Genomic DNA, 22,069 nt, shown 5'->3' with positions numbered 1-22,069 from the left:
GTTAAAATTTAAGTTTATTAAGATTAAGTTTTCAAAAATTTCTTTGCTATAATCCTATTTAGAGTTCATTTGTTTAGAACAATCACTAAACTAAATAAGGAAAGAAATATGGCACGTAAAAATAAGATAATGCTTATAGCTATTTTGTTAGTAGTTTTAATTGGTCTGGTAGGTATTATTTTCAGTAAAAATAATACTAAAGATGCACAAAGGTCATATAAAATAGGCACGGTTAAGACAGGGGCACCGTTTGTTATTACTGGGAAGATTCAAGCAACGAAGCAACAAAAAATAGCATTACCAACAGGTAAAGTTAAACAAGTGTTTGTCGAGAATGGGGCACATGTTAACGAAGGTCAACAATTGATAACGATGCACAGTGAAGAAACGCAACATCGTATTGATGATATTAATCGAGATATTAGCAAACAGCAACAAAAAGTGGTCATTGCTAAACACGAGTTAGATGATCTAAAAAAGCAGCTAGATAGTGATAATTTGGAAACGAAACAACAATTAAATGTAGCTCAAACAAACTATGATGATTTAAATGCAAATTTAGTAGCATCACGAATAAAACAACAACGATTACAAAGTAAATTACATGTGAGTGTCGTTGCGCCTTTTGCTGGTACCTTGAAAGTTACTTATGGGAACAACGGTAAACCAGCATTGAGGGTGTATTCAAATAATTTAAAATTTACGGCTCAAGTTTCAGAATATGACTATTCACGAGTACAACATAATACCGAACTAAACGTGACTGCATTAGCATCTCATGAAAAGTGCAAAACTAATATTGATTTTATTTCAGCTCAACCAGCTTCAGCAAGTAAAGCAAATGAAGCAAAATATGAATTTACAGCACCTAATTAAAGGTAAATTTATAAATGGACAAACAGCTAGGGCAATGGTAAAACAAAATAATCTTGTTATTCCAATGTCTAGCATTCAAAATCAGGGTGTGTTTGTAATTAATAAACAACATCAAGTGTGTTTTAACCGAATTAATGGCAAAAAAGAAAATGGTCATTATAAAGTTGAATCAGGTCTACGGTTGGGCCAACGAATAATTATTAACCCCGATAAAAAATTGTATGATGGAGAAAAGATTAATGTCAATAATTAAGTTAGTTGGCATTAATAAATGCTACCAACAAGGGAATGAGCAAGTATCAATTCTACATGATATTAATTTAGAAATTATGGCCGGAGAATTTGTTACTATAATGGGGCAATCAGGTTCTGGTAAATCAACATTAATTAATGTGATTGGCTTTTTAGATGATGAGTTTGATGGCCATTATTTTTATGATGAATTACCGATTCACAATTACAAACGAAAGAAGTTTGCTGAATTGCGTAATCAGACTGTCGGTTTTATCTTTCAGAATTTTAAATTAATCAATAATTTAACTGTCCAAGAAAATGTTGGTTTACCACTTTTATATGCAGGTGCTAAAAGAAAAAACATCCAAAAACGAGTTGTTGAAGTTTTGCGTCAAGTTGGCCTTGAAGGTATTGAAAAAAAGTTGCCCAAAAATCTTTCCGGTGGTCAACAACAGCGTGTATCTATTGCAAGGGCAATTATTTCTAAACCCAAATTTTTGATTGCAGATGAGCCAACTGGTGCACTTGATAGTAAAACGTCATCAGAAATTATGGCAATATTCAAGATGTTAAATAAAGAAGAGAATACAACAGTTGTTATGGTTACGCATGATGAAAAGATTGGCCAACAAGCGAATCGATTAATTAAAATTTTAGATGGCGAAATAATATCTGATGAAAAGGTGATAAATTCATGATTTTCTGGGAATTAGTGAAAACGGCATGGCAATCATTAAAAACAAATCCTAAAAGGAGTGTTTTAACGATGATTGGCATTATTATTGGTGTTAGTTCAGTTATTACAATCATGGCATTAGGAAATGGTTTAAAAGATAAGATGTTGTCACAATTTAAGTTAACGGCTGATGGTAATACGACCATTGAAATGGATTATTATCCGAACAACGGTGTTAACGTTGATACGCAAGGCTTTGATCAAGTTGACATTAATTTAATTAAGGATAATTTTAAGCAAAGTATTGCAAACATCAAAATTGATCATTCAAATTTAGGCGCACCAATTAATTTGAATGGTAATTTAGGTAATCGTGAGCACTTATTTAGTATTGGTTTGGTTAGAGGTGCTTCTCAAAAATACGAGATTGTTGACGGTAAGAATATATCAATATCTGATAATATGAATGGCCAAACAAAAGCATTACTTGATGCTAATTTAGCCAAAAAGGAATATGGCAATAGTCATAATGCAATAGGGACGAGTATAAATTTATCGAATCAAACATATGAAATTATCGGTACATTTAAACATCCAAAAGATAATCTACTAGATAATAACGTAAATGTGATTCTACCGAAAGTAGTGTTTATGACATCTAATAGTTCTCAAAGTGGGGATTCGTTACAGATAATATTGAAACAGGATGTGAATGTAAAGAAAACTGCAAATAGTATCAAGACATTTCTAAAAAAGAACGGTCAACATCGTCATGAGGGAACATATACTTATGTTGATATTGGTAAAGAACTTAGGAAAATTAAAAAAATGTTTAATGCACTAACCTATTTTGTTAGTGCAATTGCGGCCATTTCGTTATTCATAGCTGGTATTGGCGTTATGAACATGATGTATATTTCGGTATCAGAGCGAACACAAGAAATTGGTGTCCGACTGGCCATAGGTGGGAAACCAGCCAATATTATGACGCAATTCCTATTAGAAGCTATCACATTGACTTTAGCAGGTGGTTTAATAGGTTTTATATTAGGTTGGAGTATTGTTAAGTTATTGGTAGTTGTTTTGCCATTTCATCCGGTTGTTTCTGTTGGCTCATTTATATTAGCTGTTGGTATTTCTTCAAGTGTTGGTATTGTCTTTGGAATTTTACCTGCTCGACTAGCTGCACAGAAGAATTTAATTGATACGCTAAGATAGTAGCAAATTGACTATGTAAGACTCTTTAAAGACAACGATTATATTGAGAATGCAACTCTTTGGAATACGTTGATGTGTACATTTTAATAGGCATTTAGAGAGGTTAGAACACATATGTTTTGGCCTCTATTTTTGGAAACAATCTGACTAAAAATCTGTCCCAAATCAGGTACACTAATAACGCTAAAACCCTGTATTATCGGTTGATAAAGCGCTTACATAAAACTATACTGAAACTAGAAAATATTTTATTTGTTAAGGTGTATATTTGTTAAGGAGTAATAGACATGATTAATAAAAAGGTTGGTTGGATTTTAGGTATCGCAGCAGTTGGTGGGGTATGTTTAACGAGCTATGGGCAATCAGTTAATGGTAGTTCAGAAGATAAGTCGCCATTAGTTGTCGCAACTTCTGGAACACTTTATCCAACATCATATCATGATTCAAAGTCAAAGAAATTAACCGGTTATGATGTTGAAATTGTTCGTGCTGTTGCTAAGAAGATGAACCGTAAAGTAGAATTCAAGCAATTAAGTGTGGATGGTCAATTGACGGCTGTTAAGACTGGTAAAGCAGATATGGCAGCCAATGATTTTGGTATTTCCCCAAAGCGTAAGCAAGAGTATACGTTATCAACACCATATAAGCATTCATTTAACAGTATGGTTGTTCGTAAGAAAGATAATTCAGGTATCAATTCTTGGAAGGATCTTAAGGGTAAAAAAGCAGCTGGTGAGTCAGGTACCAGTTACCAACGTTTGGCCAAGCAATTAGGTGCTGAAACTGTTAACTATAATAACGTTTCAAACGATGTATATATGCGTGACGTTAAAAATGGTCGTACCGACTTGATTATGAATGATTATTATCTACAAAAGTTAGCCCTAAAGGCAAGTGATAAGGATCATGAGCTTAAGATTAAGAAGGATATGTACTTTAAGACCAAGGATGATGGATCAGGTGTTGGTATCTTGATGAAGAAAGACAATACTAAATTAGTGAAGAAAGTCAACAAGGCTTTGGCATCACTTAAGAAAGATGGTACTTTGAAGGAGATTTCTGAAAAGTTCTATGGTGCTGACGTCACTAAGAAGCCAAATGTTCACATTTCTAAGAACTTTACAATTAAGGATTAAGGAATGTTGATGGCAATGTCGTTTTTAGATTATCTTTCAATACCAAATTTCTTTGATGCACCAGTCGCTATTTCGGCAATTCCCTCTATTTTGTCAGGGTTTCCAATTTCATTAGGCCTAACGGTAATCAGTTTTGCATTAGCCTTATTTCTGGGTTTACTTTTGACGCTAGCACGACTAGGCAATATTAAATTATTCAGTTGGTTGTCACGTGGGTTCGTTTCATTTATGCGTGGTGTGCCAATGTTGGTAATCTTGTTTGTTATTTACTTTGGCTTTGAAACAGCGGCTTTCCCAGCTGCAGTGATTGCTTTTACATTAGGAAGTAGCGCCTTTGTATCAGAGGTTTTTCGGTCTTCATTTTTAGCAGTCGGTCAAGGTCAGTGGGATGCGGCCTATTCGTTGGGACTACCTTATCGCAAAGTCATTAGTAAAGTTATCTTTCCACAAGTGTTTCGCATTTCGATTCCAGCACTGGGGAATATTTTACTAGATTTGTTTAAAGGAACGTCTTTAGCAGCGATGATTACGGTAAGTGAGATGTTTATGCGTGCTCAGATTGTCGCAGGTGCTGATCAAGATTATATGTCAATTTATATCATGATAGCGGTGTTATACTGGTTCTTCTGTTGGTTGCTAACCATTGCACAAAATATGTTAGAACGACATTTAGCATATTAAAAATTTAATATCAGTGAAGTTTCCAAAAGACTAATAGCAACATTTGAATGTTGTATATCTTTCATACTAGTTTTTGGGAACTTTTTTATTGGCAAATAAGTTGTTCATACAAGAGTATTTATAATAAATTTGTTATAATTTAATTATATTATTACATTACAATTAGAACGATATTTTTATTAAATGATGAATGGATTTTTTAAATTGACAGATTTAACTTTAATAAAAAGGATGTGTTTATTATGAAAAAATATAGCAAATTAAGTATGATTGTTTTGAGCTTTATGACAGTAGGAATGGTAATAGGAACAGGTACAAGTAGTGTTGCCGCTCAGAAAAAATCAGCACTTGCAAATGGGGATGCTGTAACAATTAAAAGTGGTGAATACATTATTCCCGATGATCAAAAAGTTTTATCCAAGGGCAAAGCATATTTAGCTTTGAATTTGCGTATTAAAAATAATGGTCCCAAACATAGTTTGATGAGTAATGACATTAAGCTTAAAGATAAAAGTGGTGAGACTATTAAATCAGTTCATGTTTACGGTAGTGGGGATGATTTCTCGACTATGAATTTGGAAAAACTTGGGAAAAAAGATGTGACGACTGGTTACGTTGTTTTCCCAGTAGCTAAGGACAAAAAGTATACCTTACAAGTCTCTCCAGTTGCATCAGGTTCTAAAAAGATGCCAACGACCAAAGTTAAGGTAAACACTAATAAGTACGAAGATCATACACAAGATTCACAAAAAGCGATGACTAGTTATGTTGATAGTGTTTTCTTAAATAAAACAGATGATAATGGTAACTTTGATAAATTGTTGAATAATAAATTACAAGACGAACAAGTTGCTTATCGAAACGCTGCTCGTGATTTTCTCGAAACACGCGCCTTTAATAATACAATTGCCGATGAGGCAGCAACTAATATGGTTAAACAAATTCAAGATTTAAATAATAAAAAGGGCTCAGTCACATATGATATTAAGACAGCTACACCGACTACGGCAGAAATTACGGTTACACCAACTGTGGTTAAGTTAACTGATTTATCAGCAGTGATAACTGAAGCTCATCGACAAATTGATGAATCAGAAAATGCGAATGGTGATATGTCTTATAGTGATGTTGATCGCGCTGTTAAAGAATCTCTCGTTAAGAAGTTTCCAGAGGTTATAAATGAGATGCCGATTCGTGAAAGTGATAGTCAAGATATTAAGTTGGTCAAAGATGGTAAGAAGTGGACAGTTGATACATCTGAATCAAATTATGCATTTGAACAACTGCAAAAAGATTTTACTGGTAACTTCAATTAGAAAAAAGTTTAGTTGAATAAATATATTGAGCTGCTGAATTCTAACAGAATTTGGTGGTTTTTTAACGTATTTCAAGGAGATAAGTATGCAACAAGTAAGTGGAATTATGCAAATGATTATGTACGCTTGGCCACATATTTTGGCAGGTCTATTAACAGGTGTAATTGTTTGGTTGCTCAGTAACAGCCTGGCTAAATTGCTACAAAAATTAGTTTATAAACGATCCCTTATTATTGAGAATCAATCATTTAAAAGAAGTATGTTGATATTTAGCATAGTCATGTTAGTGCTGTCATTAATTTGCGGTTTTAAGGAAATGGTTTATTTATATTTAAAGTCAGGTAATTATGCTTTGGTATTATTAGTTACTTTAGGTCTTTACGGCTTGTTGTTTATCATACCGTTTTATTCATTAACAATACCATTTGTTTTCAAACAAACTAAACCTTACCGATTTGGTATCATGCGTTGGGTAGCTTTATGTTTCACTGGTATATGGCTATATATGTTAATTAAAGCAGATAATTATATTTACACTGATGGTGCTGGTGTGTCAACTAAACCAATTAATGTTTATTGGAAAGTAACAGTTGAAATTCTGCTAGTCATTAATTTAATGATTCAAACCGGCATGATTGCGGTCTTTAAATTTTTAAATCAAAAATTTCAAATAGGCAAGCAAAATTGATAATGTTATAAAAATAAACGCCATAAGTCAAAATAGATTTATGGCGTTTATTGTCTTATGTAAACCGTTCATGGCTTAAGTTATCAAAATACCCAGCCAAAGTTAGTTTCATATATGGAATTGTATAAAATCCAGCAAGTCCAAAGGTAATCAAAGTGAGTAAAATCCACCAGAAAAAAATTAAATGTATGACAAATACTTCCCAATGATGGCCATTCATCAAACGGCGTGATGGTTCAATTAGTTGGAAGCTGCTTAATGATTGATTTTTAAAACCAACAAATGGTACTAAAATATATTTATATTCTTTCATTATGGTAATGACAGTAAAAGCAATCATCATAAAAACACCCAAGGCTAGTATCAAATGCGCTGATATGGTTGAAGCTGAATATAGAGGATTACCAATTAACAATGAAATACCTAATATTATAAACGTCAATGGTGGCGGTGTTAGAAAACTAACGCTTGAAAAAATGAGCATGACGACTGCTGTCTGTATTAGAATGTCACCAACACCAATAAGGACGAACCAACCAACTAGAAAAAGGCATGAAATGCAAAAATTATGCCATGAACTGAACCAAGTGCTTTGCAGTACTATCCGAAAGTTGGCTTTAAACAAGTTGATAATGCTTTTTTGATTTTAGGTAAGATGTCGTAATTTTATTAAAGATAATAAGAAACTATAATAGCTAGGTGAAAGAATATGAACACTCCGCAAGAATATGAACCATGCACATTCTTGCGGAGTATTTTTATAAATCTATTCATTTCCTAATTTTTTATCTAATTTACGTGAAATAACTAACCCAGTAGATTCCATTCGTGTTTTGTTTTCAACTGTATATTTATCTATGCCACCACTAAACTCCAAAGATTTATCATTGTTGACATAGCCCTCAACATCGATGCCACCCATGGGATTGTGTTCAACGGTTTTATAATTAATAGTGATTTTTGTTATGAAATTATTTTTATCAGATTCGCGTAGCTCATCTTCGATAAGGGTGTGATATTTTTTGACATAATTAATCATTACTTTATGTTGATGATTTTCTGCTTTATCTAGGTAATGATTTATGCCTATTATGCTGCCAATGACTAGGCAAATAATTAGAATGCTGCTGACTAGTATTGTAATTATAATTTTCTTTTTCATGTTTTCCTACCTGTCTTCAAAAGAAAGATTACTAAGGAAATCTGTTAATAATATGTAGACAATTTTAGTAAGAAGATTGATTGACATACTTGATCAAAAAATTTGAATAATCATAATGGACAGACTACCTAAAATTATTTTAGCATTATCTGTGAATGCAATGACAAGATTAGGTTTGTTTTTCATGAAAGGACGGCTTTTCTTAAAGTGGTGGACGAATTTCTAGTTGAAAGAGGTTAATTACCTACGACTGTTATTCATGAACACCAGAAAATAATATAAGTAGAATCAAAGCAAGAAGTGATTATGTTAATTTTATTCGACGATCAGAAAAAATGGCCATATCACCAAAAAATTTAGGAATATGGCCATTTAAGGTGGCGTGAGTGCTTAATTAAACTTATCTTATTCCAATCGTCAACTTGCCGTTTTTTATCTCCTCTGAAAAAGTTTATGATTTTTTGGGTCGCTTTTTATAAACAAATTCAGAAATCATTTGTGAAGTCACGTACCCTAAAGCAATGGCGCCTGTAACCATAGTAACATGGATGGTTTGTGTTAATGCTTCTACAGGCTGTTGATTAACAAATGACGTTAAGGCTTGATAGGCACTAGCACCAGGAACTAAGGGTACTAAGCCAGGAATACTGAAAATAGTACTAGGTGCTTTTTTACGAATAGAAAAAACAATACCACCTAATCCAACGACAAGGGCACCTATAAAATTACCAAGAATTGAACCATCACCTAGTTTAAAAATTACCCAGTAAGTGATCCAGCCTAAACCACCAAGTAAACTAGCATCATTTAACATTTTTGGAGGTACGTTGATGAATAGTCCAAAAGTGAAAGTGCCTAGATAACTAAAGATAAATTGAATTATAAAATGAAAAAATGTCATACTTTGTTACCTCTAAAAGTTAATATATAGTCTATGCATAGCGTAGGACGACACCAATTCCAAACGCAATGGCGCTAATTATAATTAGTGACTCAATCATGCGTTCGATACCCGACAGTAGGTTTCCCTCAAATATGTCGCGTAGTGCAGTTGTCATCGGCACACCAGGTACTAATGGCATAATCGCACCAATAATAATATTGGATATGCTAATACCAAGGTGTAGATGGACACCTGTTAGAACAGTTATACCAACGGCTAAAGCACCTAAAAATTCACTCATAAAACGAATTCTAACGTGTTCACTGACAAACCAAGCGACAATGTAACCTAATGCACCAGCGATAAATGTGATTGGTAAATCAAACCAATCATATTTTTGTGTAAATGTAATCATCAAAAAAGCACTTTCTAAACCAGCACCTAATGTTTGTAGCCATAGGGGATACAGGCTTTTTGATTTATTAAGTTCAAGCAGACGTTGATTTAGTTCATTAATGTCAATCACGTTTTCAGAATATTGACGGGATAGATGATTAATAACATGAATTTTATTCATATTGATACCACGCTTAGCGACTTGAACAAAACGAGTTGCTGATGAATCATCTTGTAGGTTGACTAGCACACCAGTTAAACTAGTGAATGCTTCGGTTTCGACTACTGAATTATGATTAATAATATGTTTAATCGTGTCTTCAACACGCCACATTTCTGCGCCTGATTCAATCAACATTTGTCCTGCCAAAGCACCAACATCGATGACTTTACTTATTGATGTCATAGTTTATTCATTGGTTGCAGGTTAAAAAATTTAACTGCTGACCATCCTTTCTAGTCAATTTAATTACTATCAAGTTTATATGAAATTTCTTAAAAGTGACAAGTACATAATAAAATTGTTTGGTTAGCAAAATGAGAAAAAGTGCATAATACTTTGAAACTGCTCAAGACTTTTATATTCGTATAGCAAGATGTTAAGTTTGCCATAAACTAATTGTCGTAATTTACCTTAAGTAAAGTACAGAAAAATTTATTGGGGGAATTTGAGATGCGAGAAGAACAAAAGTTATCAATTTTAAAAGACATTATTGCAATTCAATCTGTGAATGATTATGAAAAAGATGTTGCAGTTTATTTGAAAAAATTGTTTGATGAAGCAGGTATTAAAAATAAAATTTTACCTTTAGGTGATTCGAACACACGTGCTAATTTCGTCGCTGAACTTGGAACAGGTAAGCCAGTACTGGCAATTTCTGGTCATATGGATGTTGTTGCGGTTGATGCTGATCATTGGGATACAAATCCATTTACGTTAACAGAAAAGGATGGCAATCTTTATGGACGTGGTGCAACGGATATGAAAGCTGGTTTGGCAGCAATGGTAATTGCTATGCTGGAATTAAAAGAAAGTGATGCAAAAATTCCTGGCACAATTCGGTTGCTAGCTACTGCTGGTGAAGAGGTTGGTATGCCTGGCGCAAAATCGCTTAAAGATCAAGGATATATGAATAATGTTGATGCTTTGTTGATTGCAGAACCATCAGGCAGTTACCGTGTTATTTATGCAAATAAAGGTGAGTTGAATGTTGTTGTAAAATCAGCCGGAAAAGCTGCTCATAGTTCAATGCCGTATCTTGGTAATAATGCTGTAGAACATTTGATTAATGTTTTGCAAAAAATTAAGTCAGGTATCAAAACTGTAACAGCAGACGTTAAGGATGATGTGCTTGGTGATACGGTTATTAATATTGATACAATTACGGGTGGTAATCAGGTTAACGCGATTCCGTCTTTTGCTCAAGCTGACATTAATATTCGGACAATTCCAGAGTTTGATAATGCTAAGCTCTGGGAAAAGTTGCAAGACATTGTTAAAACATATAATGATTCAGGGACAGGTGATATCTCCGTTACAGTAGGTATGGATGTTACAGCTATTAGTGGTAACAGTGATTCTAAGCTGATGAAGGATATTCAACGTATAGCAGCACCGTTTGTTTCTAATGACAAAATGTCTGATGATGAAATAAAGGAATTGGTTGCAGAGACTAAGGCAGTAGGAATTGAAGAATACAAATCTGGTGATATTATTGCTGAAGGGGTTCCTGGTGGAACTGATGCCAGTCAATTAATCATTGACCAACCAATAGGATTTGATTTTGTAATGTATGGGCCAGGAAATAATACGCCACATCAAGATAATGAATTTGTGCCAAAGTCACAATACTTGGATTTTATTGAAATTTATAAGCAGTTATTTACGGAGTTTGGTAAGTAGCATAGAAAAAATAATGCTATATATAATAACTAGTTAATCAATATAAAAAGCGCCTCAAACACTGATAATATCGTGTTTTAGGTATTCTTTTATGATACAATAATGATTAAGCATGCTATTATATTAGCTAATAATTAACGAATTGAGGAACTGTCCATTGAAGAATTAATATCACAAGAAAAATATTAGGCCACTTTATTTATGTATAGGGGTGGTTTGTGAACTTTTTTGGTGATATGTATTTTTTGGGACGGTTTTTTTGCGCCCATTTTTATCACTTAAAGTCGTTAAGTGAGGTCATTAATATGGGAAATATCAAAATAAAAAATGTTACTTTTGGTTTTGAAAATCAGCCAAGTTATTTATTTGATAACGTCAATTTAATATTGGATACCACGTGGAAACTAGGATTAATTGGGCGTAATGGTCGCGGGAAAACTACTTTATTAAAGTTAATAATGGGTAAATATACCTATCAAGGAACAATTTTATCACAGGAAAAGTTTGATTATTTTCCGATAACTATTCAAGATAGTCAGCAATTAACTTATAATGCCATTACTGAAACTGGTGAAGTTGAATTATGGCGGGTTGAAAAAGAATTACAATTACTGCAAGTTAATGAAGATATTTTGTAGCGACCGTTTGCCAGTTTATCTGGCGGGGAACAAACTAAAGTGCTTTTAGCTTTGCTATTTAGTCGTGAAGGTAATATTCCGTTAATTGATGAGCCAACAAATCATCTGGATCAAAAAGCACGTCATCAAGTTGCTGAATATTTAAAAGCAAAGAAACAAGGTTTTATCTTGGTTAGTCATGATCGTGCTTTTGTGGATGCGGTTGTTGATCATATTATCACAATTGAAAAGAAACAATTAGTGCTATATAAAGGCAATTTTTCTGTGTATGAAACGCAGAAAAGTATGCGTGATAATTATGAACAAGTCCAAAATAATAAATTACAGCATGAAATTGGGCGTTTAAGACAGACAGCTGCTGAAAAAGCGGAATGGTCATACGGCCGTGAACATGATAAATACGGTAACCGTCATGTAAAAGGTAGTGGGGCAATTTTTGATACTGGGGCTATTGGGGCACGAGCTGCACGAACCATGAAACGTTCGAAAACCTTAGTTAAACACATGAATCAGAAAATTACAGAAAAAGAAAATTTGTTAAAAGAAATTGAATATGTTGACTCACTAACTCTGAATTATCAAACAACACATCATAAATTAATTTTGACAGCGAAAAATCTGCAATTGGGTTATGATAACCAACCCTTGTTCAAACCATTAACATTTGAATTAAATAGGGGTGACCGCCTAGCTATTGAAGGAGATAATGGGGCGGGTAAGTCATCAATTATTCATCATCTTTTTGGTAATTTTGAAGGACAAATTAGTGGGCAATTAATGATAGCTAACGGCATTAATATCAGTTATGTCCGTCAAAATTATGATGATAATACTGGTACTTTGCAGGATTTTGCATTGCAAAATCATATTACTTATGAAGAGTTATTACATAATTTGCATAAACTAGGATTACCAAGACAGGTTTTTAGTACGCGTATTGAAGATATGAGTATGGGTCAAAAGAAACGTGTTGAATTAGCTAAATCGTTAGCAACCCCAGCAGCATTATTCATTTGGGATGAGCCGTTAAATTATCTAGATATTTTTAATCAAGAACAATTAGAAGAAGTGATTCAATTGATTAAACCGACGATGTTAATTGTTGAACACAATGAAACATTTTTGGAAAATGTTGCTACACAAAGGGTGTGGTTAGAACCAACTAATCCTAGTGATTAATCCATTAATTACTAAGTGGCTATGTTAAATTAGTAGAAATTAGTTTTAAAAATTATTAATGTTACAGGTTAAAGGCGGTGGCCGACTTTCCATTAGGAAGAAGATGATGCCTATGAATGTCATTCATGGACACCAGAATCTAACGAAAGGAGGATCAGCCAAAAAATGTCTGTTCACGACGCAATGTATATTTAGTGATATTGTTCGCGAGCTTTTTGTTAGCGTTGTTGACATATATCGACAACTATAACAAGAAGTAAGACATAATAAAAACCGCCCCTTACTTTGACGAGTTTGGCGGTTTAAATAAATTATTTAAGTCAGTCACCGTTGAAGTAACCTGGGCCTCGTGTTGGAAGCACAGGGCTTTTCGTTTACAAATAAGTTATACCATAGCTATGAAAAATCCCCAAATTTTAGCCTTAGTGTTTGAATACCAAGTGACAAGCGCCTCTTAATTAGCACATAGGATTTTTTATTATTAAGATGGCAAAACTTTTAAAATATTGTTAGCTAAATTTCTATATTAGAAAAATCAAAGACAAATGCCAATTCGTTGGTTGCTAAATAATCATTTAAATAACGATGGCTCCTATACTGTATTTACGCACAATTTTTATTCGTGTGATAACATCACTATAGGAGCTTATTTTAGATGCAAATAAGTGGCATAAACTTGATCATGCAATCTTTCAATCCGATATTGATAATGGTTTATATGGTCTGGGACATAATTCTTTTACCGTTGCAGAAGATGATAAAACTGATTTGTTAGTATATCACGTACGTAATTACTTAGATATAAAAGGGAATCCATTATATGATTCAAATCGTCATACACTGGTGCAACCATTTACTTGGGGTGACAAAGGATTTCCAGTATTTGGCAAACCAACCCCATTTAATGTTGATTAATTTCTCTTTAATAAAAAGAAGGTATAGATTATGGATCAAACGCAAAATACATCAAAAAAGCATTTTTGGAGTTTTTTGGGCACTGGTGTCAGTTATTGAATCTTATGTTGAACGTGCAAGTTTAGCTAATGGCTTTGAGTATGGTCATGCCCGTATGGGAGGTTCAATTGGAGGTGCATTAGCATCATTCGTTGCTGGCTTGGTGTTTGTTAAAAATTCATTCTTGGTTTTCTGGATATGTTTACTTGCTGGGATCATTTTAACTTGTCTGGTAATTTTTGGTGATCGTATTAACTTTGCTAATAAAGATGCAGTAGAAGGCGCAAGTTCAGCACCTTTAAATGTTAAAATAATTTTATCCATTTTTAAAATTAAAAATTTCTTGATTTTAAGTATTTTCTTTATGGGAACATCAGCTATTTACGATGTGTTTGATCAGCAGTTCCCAGTATTTTATCAAACATTCTTTACTAGTGCTGCTGCTGGAACTGTGGCATATAGTCGTTTGCTTACAATACAAATTGCTTTAGAAGCCTTATTAATGATTCCAATGCCATGGATCATTAATAAAATTGGTGCTAAGAATGGACTGATTGCTTATGATGTTCTAACTTTCTTACGGATTACATTGAGTGCAATTGCACCTAATTTCTGGTTCTTAACATTTGTTCGTCTGCTTGCATCATTTGAGATGCCACTTGAAGTACATTGCTGGCGCATTTGATTTAAGATTGTATGCCACGATTTACTCCTTGGCATTTAATTTTGCAAAACAAATATCGGTGTTTATTTTCTCGACAATTGCAGGTGATTTGTATGATAGTGTAAGGCTTCTATACGACATATTTCGGCTTAGCTGCATTAGTCGCTTGTGTGACACTTATTACGGTGTTTATATTGAAGAAAGAGAAACCAGCTCAGGAGGGAGAATTCGCGGAGTGATCATCGCACGGATAATTTGGCTAATAAAAAACGATCGACATCTGGTAACGGATTTCGATCGTTTTTGTGTTTAGAAATTGTTAAATAAGAACGCCTTTTGACTGATTTAAAAGTTGCTTCCCTTTAGCATAATTGTCATCGCGCTCACTTTGTGGCATCATACTTCCCCCGGTTGCCCAAACGATATGAGTTGCATTGGCTGTATTGAATGCGGGTATATTTTTAATAGTTGGTGCAATACCTGTAAAACCGGCAGCCGCTGAAGGTTCAACAGTGATATGCTGTGTATCTTCTAATTGTGTGACATATCGATAAATATCATTGTCAGGGAAGGTGACGCTACCAAATAGCAATGTCCGCATGACCTTACCAGCAACGCGTGATGGACGGCCAACTGCCAGACCATCGGCAGCGGTTAAACCATCTAGACCGATGTCATAGACTGAAATCTGGTCATTTAATTTTGTCATCATACCAAGGGTGACAGAAGGAACATGTGTTGGTTCACAGAAGATGGCGTGCACATCAGGACCTAAGATTGTTTTTAACCCAAAGGTCACGCCACTTGGACTACCACCAACACCTGCTGGCAGATAAACGATGACCGGATGGTCTGAATCAACTGCAGTGTGCTGATTCTTTAGCTGTTTTTGTAAGCGAACAGCTGCAACAGCATAGCCTAAGAATAAATCGCTTGAACCCTCATCATCTACAAAATGGCTATTTGGATCAAGCGCAGCATCAGCACGTGCTTTCGGGATGACTTCTGAGAAATTCGTGTTGAATTCTTTGACAGTGACACCATTTTCACGTAATTTATCTTTTTTCCATTGACGAGCATCATGTGACATGTAGACGGTTGTTTTAAAGCCGAAAGTGGCAGCAACAATGCCAACGCTTAGTGCAAGATTACCTGTTGAAGCCACGATAACACCGTAATCAGCAAATAACTGGCGATATTCATCAGAAGCTAAAATACGATAATCATCCATGTAAGCTAAGTTACCATGAGTCATTGCGATTTCTTCGGCAAATTTTAGTACTTCATAGATACCCCCGCGAGATTTGATTGAGCCGGAGATTGGTAATTGGCTATCAGCTTTTAGATACAAATGACCAGCAAGCTGATGGTTTTGATGATTCCAAGTTTTTTGCATGTTATTTAATAAAATCAAGGGAGATTCAATCATGCCGTTTGTTTCAGCCGTTTCCGGGAAGACAGTCGCTAAGTAAGGTGCAAAGCGGTCTAGACGAGCAACGGCATCAAAAATATCTGATTTTGAAAAAGGGAGATCAGCCTGCTGAGCATAATCTGGGTTGCGCCAAAAAATTGGCTGTTCATTGATTAAATCTTTGATTTGGGGATGTTTTGTTATCAACGTTTCTAAGTTCATGTTATCAATCCTTTCGCCTTTAAATTATAGCGTTATTATAACGCGAAGAAAGTAGCACGAAACCAATTGTGTTAAGTAATATAACATGAGCGATGTTTATTTATTGCTATATTATTTTCGTGGACTATTGCACACTTAAGGTAAAACTTAATGAGAAATGGAGGCGAGTTATATGGAGTCAGCCCGCCAGATGACACATGTTTCACGGATTGTTGTGAAGATTGGTACGAGTTCTTTGATGCATGCGAACGGTAAATTTGCAGGCAATTGATTAGTTGAGTTATACCCTAGCTGGCTTAGTCAACGAAGGCAAACAAGTGATTTTAGTTAGTTCGGAGCGATTGGCACTGGAATGGGTCAATTGGGTTTGCAAAAGCGACCAGAGCAGATTCAAAAGCAATAAGCTTTAGCTTCCATTGGACAAAGTGAATTAATGACGGTTTATCAGCAACGTTTTGCTGCATATGGTCAAAAAATTAGTCAAGTATTGTTAACGCATGATGTGTTAGATTACCCACAAAGTTGTGAATATGTTCATAAAGCGATGAAACAATTGCTAGAATGGGGAGTCATTCCCGTTGTTAATGAGAATGATACGGTTGCTGTTGATGAATTGGATCATCGAACAACTTTTGGTGATAATGATCAACTGTCTGCAATCGTTGCGATTCATTCTCACGCAGATTTGTTGATTATGTTATCAGATATTGATGGTTTCTATACGAGTAATCCTCATAAAGACCCAGATGAGAAATTAATTAAGGAATTGCATCAAGTGAAAGTTGATTCGCTAAAAAAGCAGGTGGTGCAGGATCAGTGTTCGGTACAGGTGGTATGACGACAAAGTTGAAAGCAGCTGCTAATATTTTAGCACATAATCAAATGATGGTTTTGGCAAATGGGGCTAATCCATCAATTATTTTTAATATTATGAACGGTGAAGAATTGGGAACCTTATTTATTCCTGATGACGCCAATGAGGTACATCAATAATGACAGAATTATTGATTGAAATTGGGAAAAAAGCACAGCAGGCTGCACAACAGTTAGCACAATTATCAACAGCCGCTAAAAATCAAGCGTGCTGGCAATTGCGGATGCATTGGAGACCCAAACGACGAAGATTTTGATTGCTAATCAGGCTGATTTAGCAGATACGACAGGACTAGCAGATAAGTTTGTTGATCGTTTGACGTTAAATGCAGATAGAGTTGCGGGGATTGCAGCAGGTGTTCGACAGGTTGCTAATTTACCAGATCCGTTGGGGAATATTGAACGCGGTTGGACAACACAAGCAGGATTAGAAATTAGTCAAAAGTGAGTGCCATTGGGCGTTGTGGGCATTATTTATGAAGCACGCCCAAATGTCACGGTTGATTCAGCGGTACTGTGTTTTAAATCCGGGAATGCCGTTATTTTACGTGGTGGTAAAGAAGCAATACATAATAATATGCAAATTGCGACAGTTATTCGTGATGTGTTGCGTGAACAGGAGTTACCTCAGGATGTAGTGCAAGTTATTACGGAGACCCCACATGAAGTCGCATAGCAATTTATGCGGTTGAATCAGTATGTTGATATTTTAATTCCGCTACGTCAAATGGCAGGAGACGCATATAATGCACATTCACAAATGGAATGGCTAGATAATATGAGGTAAAGTGATACTTGTTGGGTATCCATAAATATATTTAAATTAATTTTTATCATAAATTATTGCAATAAAATATAAATTTATAAAAAATATATCAAAATGAAGTATATATTTATATTTCCATATAAATATGTTTTAGGTTATTTTCGAGTTAAATTATTAAATTTGTATAAGTACTCTGCACTTTTGGTAATCGAAATAGTTATAAAATTAAACTAACAATTTTTGGGGTTCAGTTCAGTTTGTTCATTTAACATATGCGCCTTTTTTGTTTGCTCAAATTCATCAGTGGCAACGGATAACGCTTGATACTGACTAGCTGACATAGTACTGGGCTTAACGCCGGTATCAATTAAAACTAAGGCTTGAAAGAATAGCCGGGGGCTTTCCTTTTGTAGGCCAATCAGCATGTTGTAAATCGTTTCAACCAGTCTCACACTGACGTTTGCCGACACCATTTTTTCATAGCCAGTGCCTAAAGCTTTTTTGTAGTGTTCTTTAGGGACTTTGGTTTCTTGATAACCGTAGGTTATATCTGCCATAGCTTGCGCCCTTTTAGCAATGGGTAGTTTTGTAAAATCATCATAATAAGTTTTGGTCATGCTTGTTCTCCTTGTTCAGTGTATTTAAGAAATGTTTTTAGATTTTTGACATCATTTTGATAGTCGGCATTACTTAAACGAATGGTTACTTGTTCATGGTGCGCTTTTGCTAATTGTAAAGCGGTTATTAAGTTATCAATTTCTGCAGTTGATAAATCAATATCATCAAAATTGTCGTTTGCAAAAGGTAGCGGTGTGGGTCGGAAACCACGTTCTGCTAAAAACGCTAATGAAAAATCGGTTAAATTTTGAGACATATTAAAACTCCTTTAATACTGACTAGGTGTGACGAAAATTTTTTCTGCCAGCAACCGCCTGTTGTTGCTGGGTTTGTCGTTGTGACGGGAAATCTTTAGCAGATAGCGGGACCGAGCACAAGGGCGGCGCAGCCGTGCTATTTACCCTTGTGCTTGGTCCTAGTTGTCCTTAGTCGCTAGCGACTTAGGACTAACTGCTGTCATGCTATAAATGATAGGCACATAAGGCAGGCCCAGTGACATCAGGTGGTGGCAGGCGTAAACCTGCTTTGATCCCCGCTTACGGGGGCTGGGGAACGTAATATAGACAGGTTATTTTACAAAAAAGTTTCAAAATGTTACCTTTGTTACATAGTTAGTTAAATGAAGATACGTTCATCTATGCTGGTATGTTAGTAGCTACTTGTGGTATGACGTTGCTTTTGGCAACTAATAATCCTATATTAGCTGATGATAATGTAAACGTATTACAAGACCGTTCACAAGTTGCAAATGGTGCTACTACAGGAGCTGCTGGGAAATGGGAATATAAATATACTGCTGAACCATATGCATTTTTTTATAATAAAGACACAAAAGAATGGAAAGTGCTTCAGATAACCTCATCAACGCAGCATACAATTAATGTGGTTTTTAATAATTGGTCACAGACTATTGGTAGATGGGCATCTGGGCAATTTTTGAGGTAGATAATATGTTTAAAGATGACAAAAAACAATTTCTATTAAATTTTTTAGAGAAACACCGAAATGTAAATGAAGAGGAAAAAAATGTTATAGGTGATACAATTAATAGAATTAATGGTAAAAATCAATATAAAGAAATATTAGATTTGATTAAGGCGCTACGAGTGTTATCTATTAATGGTTCATTATCGGAAGACGGTCGGATACTGTTAAAAAAGTTGCACCGAAGTCAATGGATTGAAGGTGTTTTCAGTGTTGCACCATTCTTTGGAAGGTAAGCGTTTTTTAATTCACCTATATGAAATTTATTTAAAATATTTATTAGATTAAGTAAAAATTAAAAATAAAACTTTAAGTACGCTACAAGTTGGACATATATCTAACTTGTAGCGTACTTATTTTTTGGATAAATATTTTTTGTATGAAATGGTTCACTTTTCCCTAAGGACTATAAAATATCGTTACGATAACCCTAGAATTAAGAAATTAAAATAATTTTTTAAGGGAGATTACACATGGTATCAAAGAAATTAGCAATGCATTTAGACAAGAAACAAATCGAATTAGCCGCTGCCGAGGCCAAAGTTAAGGTCTTAAAAGGCGAAGTGGCCCTTCATTGTCAAGTTTACATAATATCTTACTAGAAAGTTAAGAACCTTATCATAACAAGTTTTCTAACATTTCATAGGGGTTGACAAGATGCTTGCATATTAAATATTCAGGCGTATAATTATAAGAGCTAGAAAAGTTCATTTTGATTGAAGCGGAGGTGAGATATTATGGCGAAAATTCCGCAGCACCTCGTTGAAGAAGTGCGTGAACGTGTCAATATTGTCGATGTCGTTTCACCGTATGTGCAGTTAAAAAAACAAGGACGCAATTTGTTTGGTAAATGTCCTTTTCATGAGGAACGAACACCATCGTTCTCAGTTAATGAAGAGAAACAAATCTTTCATTGTTTTTCGTGTGGACGTGGTGGTAATGTTTTTAGCTTCTTAATGGAGATTGAAAACATATCATTCCCACAAGCCGTTGTAAAAATTGCACCACAAGCAGGAATTGATTTAGATGAATCTTATTTAGATAATCAAAAAGATGCCCCCGTTGATTCAGAAACAAAAGCTTTGCGTGATTTATATGTAGAAGCGGCTAAGTTATACCATCATTTGCTCGTTAATACAGCTTCTGGTGAACAAGCGCTTGCTTATTTGACTTCACGTGGTTTAGATGAAGCAACAATTGATGCTTTCATGTTAGGTTATGCACCTGAAGGAAATATTTTGTACGATTATTTCCAAACACAAAATATTGATTATCAATTGTTACGTAAGTCAGAACTTTTTGTTGAATGGTCTGATGGTAGTTTACATGATCGATTTGCAAATCGTGTATTGTTTACGATTCGTGATAGTGCTGGAAATCCGATTGCTTTTTCAGGACGTAAATTAACCAGTGATGATGATGAACCAAAATATATTAATTCACCAGAAAGCCCTTTGTTTAATAAATCAGCCGAATTATTTAATTTAGATTTGGCTAAGGATACAATTAAGAAACAAAAAACAGTTATTTTGTTTGAAGGGTTTATGGATGTTATCGCAGCATTCCAAGCTGGTATCCGCAATGGGGTTGCTTCGATGGGAACATCATTGACGACTGAACAAGTACGACGGTTATCACGTATGGCTGATAAAATTAGTATCACATATGATTCAGATATGGCTGGCCAAAAGGCTACTAAGCGTGCTTTAGATTTAATTGCCCAGCATGGTAAACTGTCAGCACAGGTTATTCATATTCCAGATAATCAAGATCCGGATGAGTATTTACGCGCTAATGGTGCTGAAACATTTAATCAAGTATTATTGCATAATATTGAAGATCCTGTCGCATTTAACTTACGGTATTTACAAACTGATCGTAATTTAAATAATCAATCAGAATTTTTTGCTTATATTAGTGATGCCCTTGCGGTTATTGCAACGGTTCAAGAACCTGTGGTTCGAGAACGTTGTTTAAATCAGTTGTCTAATGAATTTGATTTAAGTTATGAATCATTACAGGATCAAATTAGGCCGTTACTTTTACAACGACAAGCGCAGCAAACAACCACATACAAGTCTAATAGCAAACAAAGTTTCAACAACACGAGTAATGTGACTGTTAAACGGCATGAATCACGTGTTGAAAAAGCTGAGAAGATATTGTTTGCATGGATGTTGCGTGATAATGATGTGTGGTTACAAGTCACTAATTATGTTGGCTTTTCGTTTCGCGACGTTTCTTATGAGACTTTGTATATGATTGCGATGGCATATCGCCAAGAAAATCAGCAGGAGCCAATCAATGATATGGCAGCATTTATGGATTATGTGCAAAAACCAGAATTAACTCGTATTTTAGCTTCGATGTCAGATATTGATTCACAATTATTTAGTGATCGTGATCAAGTTTCTGAATATATTAATCTCATTAATAATGAAGCACCATTGGAAGAAAAAATACGACAGCTTTCACGAGATATTAAAGAAGCCAACCAGGTTAAAGATCATGCACGGGTGGCACAGTTAAGTGTGGCATATATGGCGGCATTAAAACAAAAGCAAAACAAGAACAACAAGAACTAAGGAGTT

At 34.8% G+C, this 22,069-nt stretch carries 22 protein-coding genes and 4 pseudogenes; 19 read left to right on the top strand and 7 right to left on the bottom strand.

Going from position 1 to position 22,069, the window contains the following annotated elements; all coding sequences use genetic code 11:
• The first annotated feature begins 108 nt into the window (after positions 1-108).
• From ACSYSF_RS04335 to ACSYSF_RS04300, 8 genes are all read left to right on the top strand, one after another.
• On the top strand, positions 109-876 hold the full coding sequence (locus ACSYSF_RS04335; protein WP_489868651.1) for an efflux RND transporter periplasmic adaptor subunit: 768 nt from the start codon (positions 109-111) through the stop codon (positions 874-876).
• A complete protein-coding gene (locus tag ACSYSF_RS04330) occupies positions 842-1,129 on the top strand; it encodes a hypothetical protein (protein WP_489868650.1) in 288 nt (95 codons plus the stop codon). The genes ACSYSF_RS04335 and ACSYSF_RS04330 overlap by 35 nt, the downstream gene beginning before the upstream one ends.
• A complete protein-coding gene (locus ACSYSF_RS04325) occupies positions 1,122-1,808 on the top strand; it encodes an ABC transporter ATP-binding protein (RefSeq protein WP_489868663.1) in 687 nt (228 codons plus the stop codon). Before ACSYSF_RS04330 ends, ACSYSF_RS04325 begins: the two co-directional genes overlap by 8 nt.
• Entirely contained in the window at positions 1,805-3,004 is a 1,200-nt protein-coding gene (locus ACSYSF_RS04320) for an ABC transporter permease (protein WP_489868649.1), read from the top strand. The genes ACSYSF_RS04325 and ACSYSF_RS04320 overlap by 4 nt, the downstream gene beginning before the upstream one ends.
• Before the next feature lie 287 nt (positions 3,005-3,291).
• Positions 3,292-4,140, top strand: a complete 849-nt coding sequence (locus ACSYSF_RS04315; RefSeq protein ID WP_489868648.1) for a transporter substrate-binding domain-containing protein — start codon at positions 3,292-3,294, stop codon at positions 4,138-4,140.
• 15 nt (positions 4,141-4,155) lie between these two features.
• Positions 4,156-4,821 carry an amino acid ABC transporter permease gene (locus ACSYSF_RS04310; RefSeq protein ID WP_489868662.1) on the top strand — a complete coding sequence of 222 codons (666 nt, stop codon included), beginning with the start codon at positions 4,156-4,158 and terminating at the stop codon, positions 4,819-4,821.
• 242 nt (positions 4,822-5,063) lie between these two features.
• A complete protein-coding gene (locus tag ACSYSF_RS04305) occupies positions 5,064-6,137 on the top strand; it encodes a DUF5105 domain-containing protein (RefSeq protein WP_489868647.1) in 1,074 nt (357 codons plus the stop codon).
• An 85-nt stretch (positions 6,138-6,222) separates the two neighbouring features.
• Positions 6,223-6,825, top strand: a complete 603-nt coding sequence (locus ACSYSF_RS04300) for a hypothetical protein (protein ID WP_489868646.1) — start codon at positions 6,223-6,225, stop codon at positions 6,823-6,825.
• 55 nt (positions 6,826-6,880) lie between these two features.
• On the opposite strand, the gene ACSYSF_RS04295 is transcribed toward ACSYSF_RS04300, so the two are convergent.
• From ACSYSF_RS04295 to ACSYSF_RS04280, 4 genes are all read right to left on the bottom strand, one after another.
• Positions 6,881-7,450: a DUF975 family protein gene (locus tag ACSYSF_RS04295; RefSeq protein WP_489868645.1), complete on the bottom strand. Its 570-nt coding sequence runs from the start codon at positions 7,448-7,450 to the stop codon at positions 6,881-6,883.
• 141 nt (positions 7,451-7,591) lie between these two features.
• Entirely contained in the window at positions 7,592-7,987 is a 396-nt protein-coding gene (locus tag ACSYSF_RS04290; RefSeq protein ID WP_489868644.1) for a DUF1310 family protein, read from the bottom strand.
• 451 nt (positions 7,988-8,438) lie between these two features.
• Positions 8,439-8,888, bottom strand: a complete 450-nt coding sequence (locus tag ACSYSF_RS04285; RefSeq protein WP_489868643.1) for a threonine/serine exporter family protein — start codon at positions 8,886-8,888, stop codon at positions 8,439-8,441.
• A 31-nt stretch (positions 8,889-8,919) separates the two neighbouring features.
• Positions 8,920-9,672: a threonine/serine exporter family protein gene (locus tag ACSYSF_RS04280; RefSeq protein WP_489868642.1), complete on the bottom strand. Its 753-nt coding sequence runs from the start codon at positions 9,670-9,672 to the stop codon at positions 8,920-8,922.
• 267 nt (positions 9,673-9,939) lie between these two features.
• Between ACSYSF_RS04280 and ACSYSF_RS04275 the strand changes: the two genes are divergently transcribed.
• The 4 genes and pseudogenes from ACSYSF_RS04275 (at position 9,940) to ACSYSF_RS04260 (ending at position 14,917) form a co-directional block, all read left to right on the top strand.
• Positions 9,940-11,169, top strand: a complete 1,230-nt coding sequence (locus tag ACSYSF_RS04275) for an ArgE/DapE family deacylase (protein ID WP_489868641.1) — start codon at positions 9,940-9,942, stop codon at positions 11,167-11,169.
• A 305-nt stretch (positions 11,170-11,474) separates the two neighbouring features.
• A pseudogene (gene abc-f / locus ACSYSF_RS04270) lies at positions 11,475-12,986 on the top strand (ribosomal protection-like ABC-F family protein).
• A gap of 648 nt (positions 12,987-13,634) precedes the next feature.
• Positions 13,635-13,901: pseudogene (locus ACSYSF_RS04265) on the top strand (family 43 glycosylhydrolase); the annotation flags it as partial.
• Positions 13,807-14,917, top strand: a pseudogene (locus tag ACSYSF_RS04260) (MFS transporter). The pseudogenes ACSYSF_RS04265 and ACSYSF_RS04260, both read left to right, overlap by 95 nt.
• A 6-nt stretch (positions 14,918-14,923) precedes the next feature.
• Here ACSYSF_RS04260 and dsdA read toward each other — a convergent pair.
• A complete protein-coding gene (gene dsdA / locus ACSYSF_RS04255; protein ID WP_489868640.1) occupies positions 14,924-16,237 on the bottom strand; it encodes a D-serine ammonia-lyase in 1,314 nt (437 codons plus the stop codon).
• Between the two features lie 172 nt (positions 16,238-16,409).
• Here dsdA and proB point away from each other — a divergent pair.
• The 3 genes and pseudogenes from proB to ACSYSF_RS04240 all read left to right on the top strand — a co-directional run bounded on the left by proB (position 16,410) and on the right by ACSYSF_RS04240 (position 17,786).
• A pseudogene (gene proB, locus ACSYSF_RS04250) lies at positions 16,410-17,230 on the top strand (glutamate 5-kinase).
• 88 nt (positions 17,231-17,318) lie between these two features.
• Positions 17,319-17,558, top strand: coding sequence for a hypothetical protein (locus ACSYSF_RS04245; protein WP_489868639.1), 240 nt, complete (start codon positions 17,319-17,321; stop codon positions 17,556-17,558).
• A 15-nt stretch (positions 17,559-17,573) separates the two neighbouring features.
• Entirely contained in the window at positions 17,574-17,786 is a 213-nt protein-coding gene (locus ACSYSF_RS04240; RefSeq protein WP_489868638.1) for a hypothetical protein, read from the top strand.
• 320 nt (positions 17,787-18,106) lie between these two features.
• Here ACSYSF_RS04240 and ACSYSF_RS04235 read toward each other — a convergent pair whose 3' ends face one another.
• Both ACSYSF_RS04235 and ACSYSF_RS04230 read right to left on the bottom strand, forming a co-directional pair.
• Positions 18,107-18,493: a hypothetical protein gene (locus ACSYSF_RS04235; RefSeq protein ID WP_489868637.1), complete on the bottom strand. Its 387-nt coding sequence runs from the start codon at positions 18,491-18,493 to the stop codon at positions 18,107-18,109.
• On the bottom strand, positions 18,490-18,750 hold the full coding sequence (locus ACSYSF_RS04230) for a hypothetical protein (RefSeq protein WP_489868636.1): 261 nt from the start codon (positions 18,748-18,750) through the stop codon (positions 18,490-18,492). Before ACSYSF_RS04230 ends, ACSYSF_RS04235 begins: the two co-directional genes overlap by 4 nt.
• 422 nt (positions 18,751-19,172) lie before the next feature.
• On the opposite strand from ACSYSF_RS04230, the gene ACSYSF_RS04225 reads away from it, so the two are divergent.
• The 4 genes from ACSYSF_RS04225 (at position 19,173) to dnaG (ending at position 22,063) form a co-directional block, all read left to right on the top strand.
• Positions 19,173-19,439, top strand: a complete 267-nt coding sequence (locus ACSYSF_RS04225) for a hypothetical protein (RefSeq protein WP_491737258.1) — start codon at positions 19,173-19,175, stop codon at positions 19,437-19,439.
• A gap of 5 nt (positions 19,440-19,444) precedes the next feature.
• Positions 19,445-19,714: a hypothetical protein gene (locus tag ACSYSF_RS04220; RefSeq protein WP_489868634.1), complete on the top strand. Its 270-nt coding sequence runs from the start codon at positions 19,445-19,447 to the stop codon at positions 19,712-19,714.
• A 237-nt stretch (positions 19,715-19,951) separates the two neighbouring features.
• Positions 19,952-20,080: a hypothetical protein gene (locus ACSYSF_RS04215; RefSeq protein WP_489868633.1), complete on the top strand. Its 129-nt coding sequence runs from the start codon at positions 19,952-19,954 to the stop codon at positions 20,078-20,080.
• Between the two features lie 135 nt (positions 20,081-20,215).
• Positions 20,216-22,063 carry a DNA primase gene (dnaG, locus tag ACSYSF_RS04210; RefSeq protein ID WP_489868632.1) on the top strand — a complete coding sequence of 616 codons (1,848 nt, stop codon included), beginning with the start codon at positions 20,216-20,218 and terminating at the stop codon, positions 22,061-22,063.
• Positions 22,064-22,069 lie beyond the last annotated feature (6 nt).

The sequence above is a fragment of the Weissella sp. ESL1139 genome (genome assembly GCF_058506735.1).
The sequence above is the reverse complement of the archived record's forward strand: the minus strand, read 5'-3'. Positions and strand labels throughout refer to the sequence as shown.

What these genes read in the sequence shown, in the direction of transcription:
- ACSYSF_RS04310 (WP_489868662.1), top strand. Translation starts at nt 4,156, where the DNA reads ATGTCGTTTTTAGATTATCTTTCAATACCAAATTTCTTTGATGCACCA.
- ACSYSF_RS04330 (WP_489868650.1), top strand. Translation starts at nt 842, where the DNA reads ATGAAGCAAAATATGAATTTACAGCACCTAATTAAAGGTAAATTTATA.
- ACSYSF_RS04305 (WP_489868647.1), top strand. Translation starts at nt 5,064, where the DNA reads ATGAAAAAATATAGCAAATTAAGTATGATTGTTTTGAGCTTTATGACA.
- dsdA (WP_489868640.1), bottom strand. Translation starts at nt 16,237, where the DNA reads ATGAACTTAGAAACGTTGATAACAAAACATCCCCAAATCAAAGATTTA.
- dnaG (WP_489868632.1), top strand. Translation starts at nt 20,216, where the DNA reads ATGGCGAAAATTCCGCAGCACCTCGTTGAAGAAGTGCGTGAACGTGTC.
- ACSYSF_RS04285 (WP_489868643.1), bottom strand. Translation starts at nt 8,888, where the DNA reads ATGACATTTTTTCATTTTATAATTCAATTTATCTTTAGTTATCTAGGC.
- ACSYSF_RS04335 (WP_489868651.1), top strand. Translation starts at nt 109, where the DNA reads ATGGCACGTAAAAATAAGATAATGCTTATAGCTATTTTGTTAGTAGTT.
- ACSYSF_RS04235 (WP_489868637.1), bottom strand. Translation starts at nt 18,493, where the DNA reads ATGACCAAAACTTATTATGATGATTTTACAAAACTACCCATTGCTAAA.
- ACSYSF_RS04315 (WP_489868648.1), top strand. Translation starts at nt 3,292, where the DNA reads ATGATTAATAAAAAGGTTGGTTGGATTTTAGGTATCGCAGCAGTTGGT.
- ACSYSF_RS04215 (WP_489868633.1), top strand. Translation starts at nt 19,952, where the DNA reads ATGGTATCAAAGAAATTAGCAATGCATTTAGACAAGAAACAAATCGAA.
- ACSYSF_RS04320 (WP_489868649.1), top strand. Translation starts at nt 1,805, where the DNA reads ATGATTTTCTGGGAATTAGTGAAAACGGCATGGCAATCATTAAAAACA.
- ACSYSF_RS04280 (WP_489868642.1), bottom strand. Translation starts at nt 9,672, where the DNA reads ATGACATCAATAAGTAAAGTCATCGATGTTGGTGCTTTGGCAGGACAA.
- ACSYSF_RS04220 (WP_489868634.1), top strand. Translation starts at nt 19,445, where the DNA reads ATGTTTAAAGATGACAAAAAACAATTTCTATTAAATTTTTTAGAGAAA.
- ACSYSF_RS04275 (WP_489868641.1), top strand. Translation starts at nt 9,940, where the DNA reads ATGCGAGAAGAACAAAAGTTATCAATTTTAAAAGACATTATTGCAATT.
- ACSYSF_RS04290 (WP_489868644.1), bottom strand. Translation starts at nt 7,987, where the DNA reads ATGAAAAAGAAAATTATAATTACAATACTAGTCAGCAGCATTCTAATT.
- ACSYSF_RS04300 (WP_489868646.1), top strand. Translation starts at nt 6,223, where the DNA reads ATGCAACAAGTAAGTGGAATTATGCAAATGATTATGTACGCTTGGCCA.
- ACSYSF_RS04230 (WP_489868636.1), bottom strand. Translation starts at nt 18,750, where the DNA reads ATGTCTCAAAATTTAACCGATTTTTCATTAGCGTTTTTAGCAGAACGT.